This window comes from Streptomyces sp. NPDC037301 (genome assembly GCF_055602785.1).
In genome coordinates, this window is record NZ_JBVJWD010000042.1 from 20,505 (window position 1) to 36,231 (window position 15,727).

The 15,727-nt window shown below is 70.5% G+C and carries 15 protein-coding genes; 10 read left to right on the forward strand and 5 right to left on the reverse strand.

The genetic code is table 11. The annotated features are described in order from the left end of the window. The first annotated feature begins 310 nt into the window (after window positions 1-310). Window positions 311-526 carry a DUF6233 domain-containing protein gene (locus ACZ7IB_RS38320; RefSeq protein WP_470919097.1) on the forward strand — a complete coding sequence of 72 codons (216 nt, stop codon included), beginning with the start codon at window positions 311-313 and terminating at the stop codon, window positions 524-526. Window positions 527-816: 290 nt separating this feature from the next. On the opposite strand, the gene ACZ7IB_RS38325 is transcribed toward ACZ7IB_RS38320, so the two are convergent. The 3 genes from ACZ7IB_RS38325 to ACZ7IB_RS38335 all read right to left on the reverse strand — a co-directional run bounded on the left by ACZ7IB_RS38325 (window position 817) and on the right by ACZ7IB_RS38335 (window position 2,769). Then, a complete protein-coding gene (locus ACZ7IB_RS38325) occupies window positions 817-1,647 on the reverse strand; it encodes an alpha/beta fold hydrolase (RefSeq protein WP_470919155.1) in 831 nt (276 codons plus the stop codon). A gap of 34 nt (window positions 1,648-1,681) precedes the next feature. Further along, a complete protein-coding gene (locus ACZ7IB_RS38330; RefSeq protein WP_470919099.1) occupies window positions 1,682-2,539 on the reverse strand; it encodes a hypothetical protein in 858 nt (285 codons plus the stop codon). Between the two features lie 62 nt (window positions 2,540-2,601). Then, complete coding sequence (locus ACZ7IB_RS38335; protein WP_470919101.1) at window positions 2,602-2,769, reverse strand: hypothetical protein; 168 nt, start codon at window positions 2,767-2,769, stop codon at window positions 2,602-2,604. Between the two features lie 194 nt (window positions 2,770-2,963). Here ACZ7IB_RS38335 and ACZ7IB_RS38340 point away from each other — a divergent pair, with 194 nt between their 5' ends. The 3 genes from ACZ7IB_RS38340 (at window position 2,964) to ACZ7IB_RS38350 (ending at window position 6,892) form a co-directional block, all read left to right on the forward strand. Continuing rightward, window positions 2,964-3,437 carry a DUF6643 family protein gene (locus tag ACZ7IB_RS38340; RefSeq protein WP_470919103.1) on the forward strand — a complete coding sequence of 158 codons (474 nt, stop codon included), beginning with the start codon at window positions 2,964-2,966 and terminating at the stop codon, window positions 3,435-3,437. A gap of 258 nt (window positions 3,438-3,695) precedes the next feature. Continuing rightward, on the forward strand, window positions 3,696-4,304 hold the full coding sequence (locus tag ACZ7IB_RS38345; RefSeq protein WP_470919104.1) for an Rv1733c family protein: 609 nt from the start codon (window positions 3,696-3,698) through the stop codon (window positions 4,302-4,304). A 152-nt stretch (window positions 4,305-4,456) separates the two neighbouring features. After that, window positions 4,457-6,892: a right-handed parallel beta-helix repeat-containing protein gene (locus tag ACZ7IB_RS38350; protein WP_470919106.1), complete on the forward strand. Its 2,436-nt coding sequence runs from the start codon at window positions 4,457-4,459 to the stop codon at window positions 6,890-6,892. Window positions 6,893-7,103: 211 nt separating this feature from the next. On the opposite strand, the gene ACZ7IB_RS38355 is transcribed toward ACZ7IB_RS38350, so the two are convergent. After that, the gene (locus ACZ7IB_RS38355) at window positions 7,104-9,488 is read right to left on the reverse strand and encodes a hypothetical protein (RefSeq protein ID WP_470919107.1); all 2,385 of its coding nucleotides are present in this window, start codon (window positions 9,486-9,488) and stop codon (window positions 7,104-7,106) included. 186 nt (window positions 9,489-9,674) lie between these two features. On the opposite strand from ACZ7IB_RS38355, the gene ACZ7IB_RS38360 reads away from it, so the two are divergent. From ACZ7IB_RS38360 to ACZ7IB_RS38375, 4 genes are all read left to right on the forward strand, one after another. Beyond that, complete coding sequence (locus tag ACZ7IB_RS38360) at window positions 9,675-10,511, forward strand: DeoR/GlpR family DNA-binding transcription regulator (RefSeq protein ID WP_470919109.1); 837 nt, start codon at window positions 9,675-9,677, stop codon at window positions 10,509-10,511. Window positions 10,512-10,576: 65 nt separating this feature from the next. Then, window positions 10,577-11,029, forward strand: coding sequence for an SRPBCC family protein (locus ACZ7IB_RS38365; protein WP_470919111.1), 453 nt, complete (start codon window positions 10,577-10,579; stop codon window positions 11,027-11,029). A gap of 113 nt (window positions 11,030-11,142) precedes the next feature. Next, entirely contained in the window at window positions 11,143-12,654 is a 1,512-nt protein-coding gene (locus ACZ7IB_RS38370; protein WP_470919112.1) for an SDR family oxidoreductase, read from the forward strand. A gap of 87 nt (window positions 12,655-12,741) precedes the next feature. After that, window positions 12,742-13,221: an SRPBCC family protein gene (locus tag ACZ7IB_RS38375; protein ID WP_470919113.1), complete on the forward strand. Its 480-nt coding sequence runs from the start codon at window positions 12,742-12,744 to the stop codon at window positions 13,219-13,221. Between the two features lie 38 nt (window positions 13,222-13,259). Here ACZ7IB_RS38375 and cds1 read toward each other — a convergent pair whose 3' ends face one another. Continuing rightward, window positions 13,260-14,393: an L-cysteine desulfhydrase Cds1 gene (gene cds1, locus ACZ7IB_RS38380; RefSeq protein ID WP_470919115.1), complete on the reverse strand. Its 1,134-nt coding sequence runs from the start codon at window positions 14,391-14,393 to the stop codon at window positions 13,260-13,262. Between the two features lie 208 nt (window positions 14,394-14,601). Here cds1 and ACZ7IB_RS38385 point away from each other — a divergent pair, with 208 nt between their 5' ends. Together ACZ7IB_RS38385 and ACZ7IB_RS38390 are read left to right on the forward strand one after the other, a co-directional pair. Continuing rightward, entirely contained in the window at window positions 14,602-14,919 is a 318-nt protein-coding gene (locus ACZ7IB_RS38385) for a hypothetical protein (protein WP_470919117.1), read from the forward strand. A 183-nt stretch (window positions 14,920-15,102) separates the two neighbouring features. Next, window positions 15,103-15,624 carry an ATP-binding protein gene (locus ACZ7IB_RS38390; protein WP_470919119.1) on the forward strand — a complete coding sequence of 174 codons (522 nt, stop codon included), beginning with the start codon at window positions 15,103-15,105 and terminating at the stop codon, window positions 15,622-15,624. Window positions 15,625-15,727: the final 103 nt, after the last annotated feature.

Consider the following 15,727-nt stretch of genomic DNA (forward strand, 5'->3'; position numbering starts at 1 on the left):
GCAGGGGTGCCAGCCGGCCTGGACGTCGTGCATCACCAGGGCGCAGCCCAGCGCGGCGGCCCCAGGGGGGGAAGTCCGGGTTGCCGAAGAAGGAGGACGCGGCGGAGCGGACCCGGGCCGCCTCCATGTGCAAGGCGCCGGGGCTGAGTTCCATCGTGTCCAGGTGCCGGCCCGCCCGTTCGCAGCTAAGCGCCTCACGACCGGCCGACTTCATTGACAACGGACAACTGCGGCCCGCGGCTTCCGGCGCGCCGCAGCGTCCGGGCCGGCACCGACTGGAACGCTGTACCGAACGACCGCCAACTCGCCTGTGCAGGAACCAGCTTGGTGGCCTGCACTACGGAACGCCGCGGGCGTACGGTCGTGCACGACGCTGCCTGCCGCCGCGTCGCCGGCAGGGGGAAAGGAACTGAGCACGCTGGAGGCCCTCGACGCCTTGATGCGGGACGACGTGCGGGCCTGCCCCGACTGCGACGCCTCGGCCGTCCTCATTCCGGCGCTCGAACTCGGTGGAGGCTACGGGTAGCGGCAGGGACTGCTGGGCTCGGCGCCACGATGGACGCACGACGGCCGAGGAGGCGACGGAACCACCCCATGCCCCCCTGGTAGACGATGTTTTCCCGGGTTCATAGGGTTGCGCGTGGTGATCGATTTCGGTTCGTCGAGGAGTGCTTGGAGTGCGCCGACCGGGCGCTGGTAGGGGCGCTGGAGCCTCGTGGCTGCGCGGAACCGGACCGTTCTACGCAGACGCAGCCACGAGGCCCCCTCGGCTTGCCGGGCCGCTTCTGATCGCCGACCTCGGCGGCTGGGTGTCTGCTACAGGTGTGCGGCCAGGAACGGCAGGACGACGTCGGCCATCTCGTCGGGCACTTCCTCCGCCAGGTCGTGGCCGGCGTCGAATACGTGTCCGGTGACGTCGTGGGCCATGAGTCGCATCTGGGACTCGTTGCGGTCGCCGATGAACGCGGATCCGCCGAGCGCCAGGACCGGGATGTCCAGTTTCTTCTGTGCGGCCTGCCGGTTCTGTTCGGCGTCGACGAGCATTGCCCGGTAGATCGAAAGCATCGCGCGGATGCCGCCAGGCATGGAGTAGCAGCGCACGTATTCGTCGACCGCGTCGGGGGTGGCGCTGTCGGGGCGGCTGCGCTCGAACTTGATCATGTAGGTGATCAGCTCACGCTCGTGTCCGGCGATCAGCATCTCGGGTATGTCCGGCTGGAAGTAGAAGCCCAGATGCCAAAGGTGCATGCCGCTGGAGACATTCTCGGGGGTGAGGGCCGTGTGGTCCTCGAAGCCGAATCCGGGCAACAGGGCCTCGGCGAACACGAGAGCAGTGACGTGGTCGCGGTGGCGGGCGGCGAGCTGGTAGCCGATCACCGCTCCCCAGTCCTCGCCCGCCACGACGTCAGCAGGTGCCGGGGTGCGGTCAGAGACGGCTGGTCGAGGACGGCGGGCAGGGCGGTGCCGCCGCCCGCCTCGAAGCCGTAGCCGGCTGGGCCGGAGGTGCCGGTGACGACGTGGCGGTCGAAGTCCACGATGCTGGAATGCCGGATCTGACGGACCAGCAGTTCGGTGAGGAACGCGTCGCGGGCCGGTTCGGTGTGCCGCAGCCCGGACGGGGTGATCAGGAGCGGAACGTCCTGCCAGTTGGTGAAGGGCAGCAGGACGTCGCGCAGCAGGACTATATGGTGCAGCCACTCGTTGTAGAGCTGCATCGTGACCGGTCCGCCGCGCCGGCCGCGGAGCAGATCGGCCGCGGGAGGGGTGAGCAGATGGCCATAACAGTGGCTGCGGACGGCCAGCGGTCCGGCGAGCAGCGGAACACGGCGATGAGCAGCCTCTCCAGGGCCGCGTTGGCCCAGGAGGCGAGCTCCCGGCCGATCGTCTCGGCCTGCGCGCCCAGTTCGCGCGCTGCCGCGGCGCTGTCCGGGCCGATGGCCAGCGGCAGTGAGGTCTCCCGGGTGCCGAGGGCGAGTGTCGTGCGGATCTGGTCCTCCAGCACCTCGCCGTCGGCACTGGTGAGGGCGTTGTCGTCGATGATGCCCTGCAGCAGCGGCTCGGTGGCGGTGAAGAATCGCGGGCGGTCAGGGTGGTGCCGGTAGCGGGGAAGGTGTTCCAGCGGCTGCCGCCGAGAGCGGGTGTGCTCGGGGTGGGTGCGGGGGGGCATGGGTCCTCCTCGCTGGTCGATGAAGCAGGGGTGGGAGTCCCCGCCCCGCTTGGCTACCTTCTTCAAGACACGGTCCAGGCACTGGGCCTTCGCGGTGAGCAGGCCGATCAGCTCGTCGCGCCAGCGCCGGATCGTGGTGGCGGAGATGCCGTTGCCGCCGGCCATGTCGGCCAGGCGCTGGTCGTGCCGCAGCACGGCCAGCACGATCACCGCGATCCGGCCGGGAGGCGGGGTCCTCCACCTGGACCCGATCGCCTTGAGATGGCGTCGTAGCAGGTCGGCGAGGTGGTTGACGATGCCCGTCGACAGCGGCAGACGGCACTGGTGGACAAGGGAGACGGTGTCCTCGGCGCGCTCTTTGATTTTCGTCACACAATCCCAACGGCCGCCGGAGGCATCGGGGTTACGCCCGCACCCTGCGGCGCCGCCCCAGGTCACAGGCGGGCGGTGAACCGGCCATCGGGCAGTTTCCGCAGCCAGCCGCGGTCGAGGGTGCCGTCGGCGGTGGCGACCGGCAGGCCGCGGTTGCCGTCGGCCATCTCCTGATGGTCGTGAGATTCCAGGCGCTCGGGGTCGAAGCCCTCCCTCCTGGCGAGTATCACGCGGGTGTCGCCCTTTGCAGCCCATCCGCCACTTCTCGTTAGCCGTGAGGCCCTCCAACGGAAAAGCCCCCGCTGTTGATCAACGGAAGCTTTAACGATGTTTTAGCAGGTCAGGCGGACAGAAGCAGCGTAAAACGGATGACCCTAAGATTGGGACTCCCCAACCAGCACATCGTGGGCTTAACTTAGGTGTCATGACCTCCCCCCGCTCCACCTACGGCGGCGGCTACTACGCCGCACCGTCGTTCCCCGACACTCCGATCTACGACTCCCTGGTCGCGGAGCGGGGCACCCCTCAGATCGCTCCGATCCGAGTGCCTGCCGCCTATGACACCGGCAACAGCCATCTGCCGGCTCTCCCGGCGGCGCTGCCGGCTCTTCCCGCGGCGCCTTCCCAGCCCAATCCGTCATACGGCTACCAGCCGGCCCAGCAGGGCTACGCGCCGATGCAGCCCGCACAGCTGCAGCACGCCCCGGCGCCATACATCCCGCAGCAGCCGACCGCGGCCCGCGGCGGGTACCAGGCGCCCTATCCGCCGCAACAGCAGCAGCGGCCCGCGCCCGGCACCGGTTACGAGGCGATGCGTCCGGCGTCACCGCGCCCCGCCCCGGCACCCTCGCCCTACGAGGACCCGTACAACCGCCCGCACCAGGGCCGGGGGTACTGAGCCGGGAAACGCACACGGTCGCACGAGGTCGCCGTCGAGCCATGGGGACTCGACGGCGACCTCGGTGTTCCCGCACCGGCAGCACTGCCCCTCGGTCGCGCGCGCCCCGGACGGGCCGTCAGCCCGGACCGGTGGGGAATGGGAACTCACGGGGGCAGTCCGTGCGTTGGCCAGGGTGAGGTTGCTCTCTCTTCGCTGCTCCGGCGAGCGAAGCGTGCCGTATCAGGTTGAGACGGATACGGAAGGGGGTGCAGGACTGTGCGAGCGGTTACGGGAGTGTGGCGTTGGCGGCGCAATCCCCTGTGCCGCGCCACTGACCGGCGCGAGGCGTGGGTGGCTCTTGTCGCACTGCTTCTCATGGTGCTGGCGACACCGGCAGTGGGTTGGGTGTGCGGTTCGCTCACGGACGACGCCCTGCAGAAATCGGTGCGGGCCCAGCAGGCCCAGCGTCGTACCACGACCGCGGTCGTGGTACGCCGGGCCCCGGGAGCATCACGTCTCGTCACCGATCCCGAAGTGTCCTCGGAGCGCACCACCCAGACCTCGGTGGTGGCGCGCTGGAAGGCCCCGGACGGCACGGACCGCCGCGGTACGGTGACCACCTCTTCCCGCAAGACGGATCCCGGGGCCGTGGTGAAGATCTGGACAGACCTCGACGGCCGCCCCGCGCTGCGGCCCATGGACGCTCCGACGGCTCATACGCATGCGGCACTGGCCGGGCTCGGGGCGATGCTGCTCGCCGTCGGACTGGTCGAGGGCGGCCGGCGCCTGATCGTCTGGCGCATGGTGCGGGGGCGGTACACCCGGATCGGCCGAGCCTGGGCGAAGGCCGGTCCGGACTGGGGCAGGACCGGGACCGGCAGCTGATCAGCTGCCGATCCGGTCAACTCCCGCCCGCCGCGCGCGCTACGGTGGACCGGCCCGCCCGCTTCCTCGGTGGGCGGGCCCGGGGTTCGTCGCTGCCACAAGGCCGGTGACACGGGCATCACACACGCACGAGGTGGGGGCACAACAGCGCCATGGCACAGGGCACGGTCCAGGTGACGCACACCGGCACATCGCGGTGGCGGCGCCGCACAGGCGAATACGCCTCCCTCACCGCAGCCCTGGAGGCCGCGGCCGACGGTGATGTCCTCACCGTCGCGCCGGGCACCTACCGGGAGAATCTGGTCCTGCACCGCGCGGTGACGCTGCGCGGCCCCGAGGGCTCGGTCGGCTCCGTTCGGATCGCACCGATCGACGGCGTACCGCTGACCGTCCGTGCCTCCGCCGTCGTCACGGATCTGCATGTGGAGGGTCAGGACTCGACGGCCCCGGCGCTGCTCGTCGAGGACGGCGCGCCGGAGCTCGCGGATCTGCGGATCGTCACGCGTTCGGCCGCCGGGATCGAGGTACGCGGTGCGGCCCGGCCGACCGTACGCCGCTGCACGGTCGACAACCCGGCCGGGGTCGGCATCGCCGTACTCGACGGTGCGGGCGGGGTGTTCGAACAGTGCGAGGTCGTCTCGGCCGGCCAGTCCGGTGTCTCGGTACGTGACGGTGCGCATCCGCGGCTGGAGCGCTGCCGGATCCACCATGCATCGGGTGCGGGGCTGAGTGTCACCGGCGAGGGCAGCGGCCTGGAGGCCGTCGGCTGCGAGGTGTACGAGATCAAGGGCAGTGGGATACAGGTGACCGCTCGCGCGGCCGCCCACCTCACCGACTGCACGGTGCACCGCACTTCGGCGGACGGGGTCACGCTCGACACCGACGCCGTACTGACACTCGCCGACTGCGACATCCACGACATCCCGGAGAACGCGGTGGATCTGCGTTCCCGGTCGGTCCTCACCCTGACCCGCTCGACGGTGCGCCGGTTCGGTCGCAACGGCCTGTCGGTCTGGGACCCCGGCACCCGTGTCGACGCCAACCAGTGTGAAATACATGACAGTACGGGCGATTACCCGGCGGTCTGGGTGAGCGACGGGGCGACCGTGATACTGGACTCCTGCCGGGTCCACGACGTACCGGACGCCATCTTCGTGCTCGACCGGGGATCGCGCGCCGATGTGGTCGACAGCGATCTGTCCCAGGTCCGCAATACCGCGGTGTCGGTGAGCGACGGGGCGACCGCCCAGCTCGATGACTGCCGCATCCGTGAGGCGTCCACCGGCGCTTGGTTCCGCGACCACGGCAGCGGCGGCACGCTGAACAACTGCACCATCGACGCAGCGCAGACCGGAGTGATCGTCACCAAGGGCGCCGACCCGACGATCGAGCGCTGCACGGTCACCTCCCCCGCCGAGGCCGGTTTCTACGTCTCCGCCGAGGGCCGCGGCACCTTTCACAGCTGCCGGGTCACCGGAAGCGAGGGCTACGGCTTCCATGTGATGGACGGCTGCCGTACGACTCTGACCCGTTGCCGTACCGAGCGGTGTGCCCGCGGTGGATACGAGTTCGCCGAAGGCGGCGCCCACGGCGACGGCACGGGAGCGGGGCCCGTCGTGGAGGACTGCACGAGCGACGAGAGCGCGCTGCGCTCCCCCGCTCCCCCGGCCCCCGCCGTGCTGACGGCGACCCAGTCGGCCCCCGGGCTGCTCGGCACGGTCCCCGGGCCCCGTGCCGTGGAGCCCGCCCAGGCCGAGGTGCCCGCCGCCGAGCCGGTACGCGCGTCGGACGCCGTCCTCGGGGAGCTGGACGCCCTGGTGGGCCTGGACAGCGTGAAGCGGGAGGTGCGCGCCCTCACCGACATGATCGAGGTCGGCCGCCGGCGTCAGGAGGCCGGGCTCAAGGCCGCGTCGGTCCGGCGCCATCTCGTCTTCACCGGCTCCCCCGGCACCGGCAAGACCACCGTGGCCCGGCTGTACGGCGAGATCCTCGCCTCGCTCGGGGTGCTGGAGCGCGGCCATCTGATCGAGGTGTCCCGCGTCGATCTGGTCGGTGAGCACATCGGCTCCACTGCCATCCGCACCCAGGAGGCATTCGACCGGGCGCGCGGCGGGGTGTTGTTCGTCGACGAGGCCTACGCCCTGTCACCCGAGGACTCCGGCCGGGACTTCGGCCGGGAGGCGATAGACACGCTCGTGAAGCTGATGGAGGACCACCGGGACGCGGTGGTCGTCATCGTCGCCGGGTACACCCATGAGATGGAGCGGTTCCTCACCGTCAACCCCGGTGTGGCATCCCGTTTTTCCCGGACCATCACCTTCAGCGACTACGAGCCCGCCGAGCTGCTGCGGATCGTCGAGCAGCAGGCCGACGAGCACGAGTACAGCCTGGCCTCCGGAGCCGGGGAAGCGCTGCTGAAGTACTTCAAGGAGCTTCCCAAGGGCCCGGCCTTCGGCAATGGGCGGACGGCTCGGCAGACCTTCGAGTCGATGGTGGAGCGGCATGCGGGCCGGGTCGCCCAGCTCGCCGAGCCGAGCACGGACGACCTCACGCTGCTCTACCCGGAGGATCTGCCGGAGCTCCCCTGAGAGCCTGTCGGGTGACCTTCGATCGGACAGCGGACGCGGCATGGTGCGTGCGATTCCAAGGCGCCGGGATGGCCTCGGATGGGGCCTCCCCTGCTCGAACGAAGTTGAGAGTTCGGGGAAGGAGCTACTAGGGCATTTCGGCAACGCCGGAGGGGGTCCCCCCTGGCCCTTAAGGCCTTGGGGGAGTGCGTGCCATGCCGCGTCCGCCCGATCAGAGGTCACCCGACAGGCTCTGAGCCCGCGGGGTGCCCTGGTCCCCCTCCCCGTCTGCCTGGCGCGGCAGGACCGGTGCCAGCCGGTCCAGCAGTGCGGCCCGCTCCTGGGCGAAGACCGGGTCGGCCTGGTAGTCCGAGTGCCCCAGAACGGGTTCGGGCAGCGGATGTTCGGGAGTGCGCCCGTAGACCAGGGGGTCCTTCAGCGGCCCCCGGTCCACCTCGGGCCCCGGTCCCTCGTCGAGCCGGACCCGGCCGCCGATCGGGTCGGTGGCCCGCCAGAGGTTGCGCCAGCAGTGCACGGACCGGTGCAGTCCGTGCAGCGGTGCGGGGCCGAAGTAGGCCGGGAACCAGCGCGCGTACAGTCGCTCGATCGGCGAGCCGTAGGTGAGCAGGGCGACCCGGCTCCTGGTCTCGGCGGACAGCTGCCAGACCGCGGACGCCGCGAGGACGCTGCCCTGGGAGTGGCCGGAGATGACGAGCCTGCCGCGGGTTCGTCCGGTCCAGCCGGACATCCGTGACGCCAGATCGGGGACGGCGCGCTCGGCGTAGCAGGGCGGTGCGAAGGGGTGGGCCGCGCGCGGCCAGAACGTACCGACGTCCCAGAGGATGCCGATGGTGCGCCGGGCGGAGGCGTCGCGGTAGGCACGCCGTCCCCAGGTGACGAAGAGTATGAAGCCGAGTCCGACCATCCAGGAGCCGGTCGACTGGGCCGCTTCGGCCACGGACTCGACGAACGGGCCGCTTCCCTCCATCGCGAGCCCGGGCACTTCACCACTCGCCCAGGCCCCACCGACCGCCGCCGCACCGAGCAGCAGCGTGGCGCCGGAAACCGGGCCGAGGATCCAGGGCGCGGAGTCGGTGAGGGCTGCCGTGGCCCGGATCCGGGCGATCTGCCGGGTCCGGGCGGGGTCCGGCCGCTCCTGCCCGTACTCCCGGTCGACCTCGGGTTCCAGTGCGCGGGCGGCGAGCCAGGTGCGTACGAGCAGCAGAAGGCCGGGTACCGCCAGCAGCACCAGGAGCACGGGGATGACCGAGGCCTGCCAGCTGAGCAGCACCGGCGGTCCCTCGATGACGGCGTTCCGGCCCATGCCCGGGGTGCCGGAGCCGTCGAGCCAGTCGGCGACGCGCTGGGCGACCCCGCCGGTCATGACGCCGCCGAGAGCGCACGCGAGCATGGCGACGGCCGGTCCGCCGAGTCCGTACATGACGGTGCGGGGTTCGGGGGTCCGGCGGTACAGGCCCAGCGACACCACCGCGAGGACGACGACGAGCGCCCCCTGGCCGAGCATGACGACACTGAAGGTGACATCGCCGGGCAGGGCGCCCGCAGAGGCCCAGGCGGGGCGCGACCAGGCCGCGTACACCGCGGCGAGGACGAGCAGGGCCAGGGCGGCGCCGGGCAGATAGGTGATGAGGGCATGGTCGAGCCGGTTGTCGAGACGTCGTTCGCTGCGGCCGCGGCGGCAGACGACCCAGAGCACGACGAGCGCGCCCAGGACCAGCGCCGCCTCGATCAGCCTGCCGAGGATCTCGGGCACGGGGCCGGTGACTGCGCGGTCGTGGCGGGTCGCGGCGCCCGCGACCGATGCGGCGACGGTGAGGAATCCGGCGGCGGTGTGGGCGGCGCGCAGGCGGGCGACCAGTCGGCGGCCGTACCAGAATCCGGGCCGCCCGAGGGCCGGGCGGCCACCAACCGCGGTGCCGGAGGTGTTCAGGTCGTGAGCGGTGTCGGCGTCGTCCGGTTCGGATCCGGTGAGCGGGCGCTGCGATTCGTACGCGCTCCATGTCCGGTTGGACAGGAACCAGAGCAGCCCCACCAGGGCGGTGGGCACCAGAGAGGCAAGGGCGAGCCTTCGGCCCGGCTGGGACCACCAGCCACCCTGCGCCGTCGACAGGAAGCCGAGCCAGGAACGCTGGTTCGAGCAGTCCGGCACGCCCGCGCACTGCCAGGCCGTCAGATCGAGCGCGACCTCGCACGCCGCCGCGGTCAGCAGGACCGTGAGGCTGAGCGCGACGAGCCGGACGAGGACGCCGTACAGGCGCACCGCGCGGGTACGGCCCCGGGCGGTGGGGCGCATCCAGTGGGCGAGGTTGACCACCATGAACGGGAGCAGCAGCAGCCATAGGGCGCGGGAGCCGTTGCCGGATGTGAGGTTGGACCAGCAGTAGGCCTCGGCGATGGGCCGGTCGCGGTACCGCTCCGGGTGCTGCTCGGCGTCCATGTCCCCGGCGCGGCGGTAGATGGCGGCGGTCGCGTCGCCGGTGACCCGGACCGGACGCGGATCGTCGAGCATCTCCTGCGGGGTGGCTCCGCCCACGCCATGGACCAGCAGTTCCAGCGCGGGCCCCGAACTCTGCGGGGCCTGGGTGACAGGTGGCACTGGAGTGACTCGCTCTCTCGGTCGTGGGGGGAGTGCTGATGCACGGTCACCAGAATCACGGAAGAGGGCCGGTGTACGCACCGCTCTCACGGAATCTCCCCAGTGCGACGACCGACGACACCGCGTGGCAGGATGACCCCGTCCGAAGAGACTGTTGTACGGCCAGAGGGAAGGACCGGACCGGCGTTGAGCGAGAATCAGAACCTGCTCGCGGAGCAGCGGCGCGCCCTGATCCTCGACGAGGTACGCAGGCGTGGCGGGGTCCGGGTCAATGAGCTGACCCGCAAGCTGAGCGTCTCCGACATGACTGTCCGCCGGGATCTGGACGCGCTGGCCCGCCAGGGTGTGATCGAGAAGGTGCACGGCGGGGCCGTTCCGGTGGTCGAGGCCAGCACGCACGAGCCCGGTTTCGAGGCCAAGTCGGCTCTGGAGCTGACTGCCAAGGAGGACATCGCGCGGGCGGCCGCGGCGATGGCGGTGCCCGGCAGCGCCATCGCGCTCTCCGGCGGTACGACGACGTATGCGCTCGCCCAACAGCTGCTGGACGTACCGGATCTGACGGTGGTGACCAACTCGGTGCGGGTCGCCGATGTGTTCCACTCCGCGCAGCAGTCGGGGGCTGCGGGCGGGGCGCGTACCGGGACGGCCACGGTGGTGCTCACCGGTGGGGTGCGGACCCCGTCGGACTCGCTGGTCGGCCCGGTCGCCGATCAGGCGATCGCCTCGCTCCACTTCGATGTGCTGTTCCTCGGGGTGCACGGGATCTCGGTGGAGGCCGGTCTTTCGACGCCGAATCTGGCGGAGGCCGAGACCAACCGCCGTTTCGTCCAGTCGGCGCGGCGTGTGGTGGTGGTCGCCGACCACACCAAGTGGGGCAAGGTGGGCCTGAGTTCGTTCGCGACTCTGGAGCAGGTGGACACGTTCGTGACGGACGCGGGTCTGTCGGCCGCCGCACGCGAGGAGATCGAGGAGCATCTTCCGGGCCTGCTGGTGACGGGCCGCATCGCGGACGCCGACTCCTGAACCGTCGGCCGGTACGTGGCTTCCGCTCAGCTCGCGATGGGCGGTGCACGGCCTGGGATCGTGGTGTGGCCGTCTTCCGGATCGAGCGCTTCACGCCCCTGCCCGCAACCGAGTCCTGGCGCCGGGTGACGGACTGGGAACGGCATGCGGCGCATGTACCGCTGACCACGATCACCGTTCCCACGGGGCCGACGACCCGGATCGGAACCGTTTTCGTGGCGCGCACGGGTGTGGGGCCGCTGGGGTTCGACGATCCGATGGAAGTGGTGCGGTGGACACCGCCCGCAGCCGGGCGCGCGGGGCTGTGCCGACTGGAGAAGCGCGGTTCGCTGGTGCTGGGCCGGGCGTCGATCGATGTGTATCCGACAAGTTCCGGGTCGCATGTGGTGTGGGTGGAGGAGCTGGCTGTCCGGCTGCTGCCGCGGTGGGCCGACCCGTTGCTCGCCGGAGCAGGCCGCCGGGTCTTCGGCCGGGCACTGGACGGCATGCTGGACCGTCCGGCGCGGCCGCATCCGTAGGCAGCCGCGGTTGAGCGGGGCCAGTGGCGGTGCGGTGTGCCCGGGTGCCGCGTGCCGCCGTTCGGAGTGCTCCGCCGGGCCCCGTACGGCGGTCCGGTGGAAGACTCGGGCGAGTGACCGAATCCTCCGGCGGTACGCAGCTGCGTTGTCTGGTGACCGGTGCCTCCGGGTACATCGGCGGCAGGCTGGTGCCCGCGCTCCTCGACGCCGGCCACCAGGTGCGCGCACTGGCCAGGACCCCGCGGAAACTGCGTGACCACCCGTGGGCGGACCGGGTCGAGGTGGTCGAGGGCGATGTCTCCGACGCCGCCTCGGTGCGGGCGGCGATGCGGGACATGGATGTGGCGTACTACCTGGTGCACGCACTCGGTTCCGGACCCGGATTCGAGGAGACGGACCGCGCGGCGGCCCGGATCTTCGGCGAGCAGGCACGGGCGGCGGGGGTCGGCCGAATCGTCTACCTCGGCGGGCTCACTCCGGCCGGGGTTCCTGAACAGGAACTGTCACCGCATCTGCGGTCGCGGGCCGAGGTGGGGCGCATTCTGCTGGATTCCGGGGTACCGACCGCCGTACTGCGGGCTGCGGTCATCATCGGATCGGGCTCGGCATCGTTCGAGATCCTGCGTCATCTCACCGAACGGCTTCCGGTGATGATCACCCCGAGCTGGGTGCGCACATCGATCCAGCCGATCGCGGTACGGGACGTGGTGCGGTATCTCGTCGGATGCGCCCGCCTGCCGGCCGACGTGAACCGTACGTTCGACATCGGCGGCCCGGACGTCATGACGTACCGGGACATGATGCAGCGGTACGCCGCGGTCGCCGGACTGCCGCACCGAGTGATCCTCCCCGTACCGGTGCTCACCCCGGGACTCTCCAGTCTCTGGATCGGCCTGGTGACACCGGTGCCGCCCTCCATCGCCCGGCCGCTGGCTCAGTCGCTGCGCCACGAGGTGGTCTGTCACGAGCGCGACATCGCCCGGTACGTACCCGATCCGGCCGGCGGCGTCATCGGGTTCGATCAGGCGCTGCGGCTGGCGCTCCAGCGGATCAAGGATGCCCGGGTCGATACCCGCTGGTCGTCCGCGGCGGTGCCCGGTGCCCCCAGTGACCCGTTGCCCACCGACCCCGACTGGTCCGGCGGCAGTCTCTACAGCGACGAACGGGAACTCACGGTGCCGGTGGCGCCGGACGCGCTCTGGCGGGTGATCGAGGGCATCGGCGGCGAGAACGGCTGGTACTCCTTCCCGCCGGCCTGGGCCGTGAGGGGCTGGCTCGACCGGATCGTCGGTGGCGTCGGGCTGCGGCGCGGGAGGCGGGACGCCCAGCGGCTGCGAGTGGGCGACTCATTGGACTTCTGGCGTGTGGAGGAGATCGTTCCGGGTGAGCTGCTGCGGCTGCGCGCGGAGATGCGGCTGCCCGGTCCGGCCTGGCTCGAACTGTCGGTGGACCAGAACGAGCAGGGGCGGACGGTCTATCGACAACGGGCGCTGTTCCATCCGCACGGACTGCTCGGCCACGCCTACTGGTGGAGCGTGTGGCCGTTCCACTCGATGGTGTTCGGCGGTATGGCCCGCAACATCGTCGCAGCCGCACGGGCGGTCCCACAGCACTCTGCCATGTAACGTCCCTGCAGGCAGGGATATCTGACGACGCGCCAGCTATGGTGTGCGCCACCCCGCCCGCCGCCGACCGCACGGGAGGTGCGATCCGTGCCACGCCGACTCCGTTCCGTGGAACTCGACTTCGTCGAGTCCGCTCCACTGCGACTGGTCTTCGCCGCCGAGGTGTCAGCGCCTCCCGAGGTGGTCTACCGTGCGCTCGCCGATGATGTGGCGGGCTGGCCCAGCTGGTTCACCTCGGTGACCGCGGCCCGGCCCACCGAGGACGGCGCAGGTCGCGAGGTCCGGCTCAAAGGCGGCACGGTGTTGCGCGAGACGATCATCGCGGCGGCACCCGGCGAGCGGTACGTCTACCGAGTCGACGAGTCGAACGCCCCTGGCCTGCGGGCCCTGTTGGAGGAGTGGCGGCTCACCCCGGCCGAAACCGGAACGCAGGTGCAGTGGACGTTCGCCGCGGACGGTTCCGCGCCCTTCCGGTACGCGCTGCGGCTGGGCCGGTCGGGGGTGGGCCGGGCTTTCCGGGACGCGGTACGCAATCTCGACAGGCGGCTGACCGGGCCCGCGGCCTGAGAGCGGCCGCGGACCGGGTGCGCCGCGTCCCGTCCGGGCTATCCGGGCCAGTTGCCGTCGGCCAGGAAGGAGTCGATGGTTTCCGTGTACGGGGCGATGTCCAGGCCCTGTTCGGCGAGCCAGCTGTCGGAGTAGTACTTGTCGAGGTAACGGTCGCCCGGGTCGCAGATCAGGGTGACGATGCTGCCGGTGCTGCCCTGCTCGACCATTTCGGCGACCAGTTTGAACGCGCTCCACAGCCCGGTGCCGGTGGAGCCGCCCGCCTTCCGGCCGATGGCCTTCTCCAGGGCGCGCACAGCCGCGACACTGGCCGCGTCCGGCACCTTCATCATCCGGTCGATGGCCCCGGGCACAAAGCTCGGCTCCATCCGGGGCCTGCCGATGCCCTCGATCCGGGAACCGCAGTCACTGGTGGCCAGGGGGTTGTGGTGGGTCCAGCCGTCGAAGAAACAGGAGTTCTCCGGGTCGGGTACACAGATCCGGGTGTCGAACTGCATGTAGTGCACGTAGCGGGCAATGGTGGCCGAGGTGCCGCCGGTTCCGGCCGTGGCGACGATCCACGTCGGCTCCGGGTAGCGCTCCAGTCCCAGCTGCTGGTAGATCGACTCGGCGATGTTGTTGTTCCCACGCCAGTCGGTGGCCCGTTCGGCGTAGGTGAACTGATCCATGTAGTGGCCGCCGGTGTCCGCGGCGAGCTTGGCGGACTCCTCGTACAACTTCCTTGAATCGTCGACGAAGTGGCAGCGGCCGCCGTGGAATTCGATCAGGCGGCACTTCTCGGGGCTGGTGGTGCGGGGCATCACGGCGATGAACGGCACACCGATCAGCTTGGCGAAGTACGCCTCCGAGACGGCCGTCGAACCGCTGGACGCCTCGATCACCGGCTTGCCCGGCCGGATCCAGCCGTTGCAGAGCCCGTAGAGGAAGAGCGAGCGGGCCAGCCGGTGCTTGAGGCTGCCGGTGGGGTGCGTCGACTCGTCCTTGAGATAGAGGTCGATGCCCCATGCCTCGGGCAGCGGGAAGCGCAGCAGATGGGTGTCGGCGGAGCGATTGGCGTCGGCCTGGACCTTACGCACGGCTTCCTTGAGCCAGGCCCGGTACTCGGGGTCGGAGCGGTCGATGTCGATGGTCGCCGTGGCCCGGCCTTCATCTCTGTGCTTTGCGGTGCCCATCAGCACGTTCCTCCTCGTGTCGCCGTCACTCTCCACCGTCAACGATATTCCGTCTACCTGCACAAACGTTCGCTTTGATGGTCCATAGCCCTGCCTTGGCGTTGGCGGGCGGGGCAGCCGTGACATCGACCCGGGACGCGGCCTGGCGCGTCGGCCCCGGCTTGTGCAGACTGCCCATCAGAAGCGTTACGAAGGGGGCGAAGCAGTCATGCCGGAAACGGAGTTCAGTGCGACGGGGGTACGGATCGAGCGGTGGGCCCGTTCGCTCACGAGGGCGGGGCAGGTGATCGTCAAGGACGGCAGGCTGGCTCTGCTGACCAGCTACGGCCGGGAGATCGACAGCGCCCCGGTGGGGGCGGTGAGCGCGGGCAGGCCGTGGTTCGCCGGAGCCGGTGCGGCCGTGGCGCGCCTCAACGGGACGCGGTACCGACTGACGATGGGGCAGCGCAACCACGGTCCGGACAAGGCCGGGCCGGCCCACAGATTTCTCGAGACGCTGCACAGTGCGGGCGGCCGGATGATCTGACGTGGTGCCGCCGGTACACCGCGAGTTGCGGAGCCGTGCCCCCTGAGCGACATTGGTCACACGTCACTCATGGTTTACCGGCGGTGACATTGTGATCCGCACCGCCGGAGCTGAATCAGCAGCCAGTCATCTGCTGGATCGTTCCTTCGTCTTCTTCCGGACCTATTTCGGGGAGTCGCAGCCGTGATCAGCGAGCCGAGCAGGCACTGCACGGTGGAGCTCCAGGCCCTGCCGTCGCGGATCGGTCAGGTCCGCAGAATCGTTTCGGCGCAGCTGCGCTACTGGCATCTCGATCCTCTGATCGACCATGCGGCGCTCGGCGTCACCGAACTGCTGACCAACGTCCACCGGCATGCCCAACCGGACAAGGCATGCACCGTCGAGATCGAGTTGCTGCTCGAACGCCTGACGGTGTCCGTCCACGACCATGACCCACGGCTGCCGACCTTGCGCGAGGCCTCTGCGTCCAGTACGTCGGGGCGCGGGCTCGCGCTGATCGCCGCGGTCAGCGAGAGCTGGGGGGTCTGCCCGAGGGGCGGGGCCGGGAAGGTTGTCTGGTTCACTCTTCCGGCGCCTTCCCTGTTCGCCGCACAGCCGCTGCACGCGGTGTACGGGGCAACCACTGACGGACCCTTCGAGCCGGACGCGGTCACGTACCTGGAGAGCAGGACGCCCACTGTCACGCGGTCGTCGGTGGTCGGCTAGCAGCGCCGGCGGAAAGTGGGGGGGGGGGGGGGGGGGGGGGGGGGGGGGGCTGGTGTGTTCTTTTTTTTTTTGTGTGGTTGGGGTGGGGGGGGGGGTGACGTGT

What these genes read in the sequence shown, in the direction of transcription:
- ACZ7IB_RS38385 (WP_470919117.1), top strand. Translation starts at nt 14,602, where the DNA reads ATGCCGGAAACGGAGTTCAGTGCGACGGGGGTACGGATCGAGCGGTGG.
- cds1 (WP_470919115.1), bottom strand. Translation starts at nt 14,393, where the DNA reads ATGGGCACCGCAAAGCACAGAGATGAAGGCCGGGCCACGGCGACCATC.
- ACZ7IB_RS38340 (WP_470919103.1), top strand. Translation starts at nt 2,964, where the DNA reads ATGACCTCCCCCCGCTCCACCTACGGCGGCGGCTACTACGCCGCACCG.
- ACZ7IB_RS38350 (WP_470919106.1), top strand. Translation starts at nt 4,457, where the DNA reads ATGGCACAGGGCACGGTCCAGGTGACGCACACCGGCACATCGCGGTGG.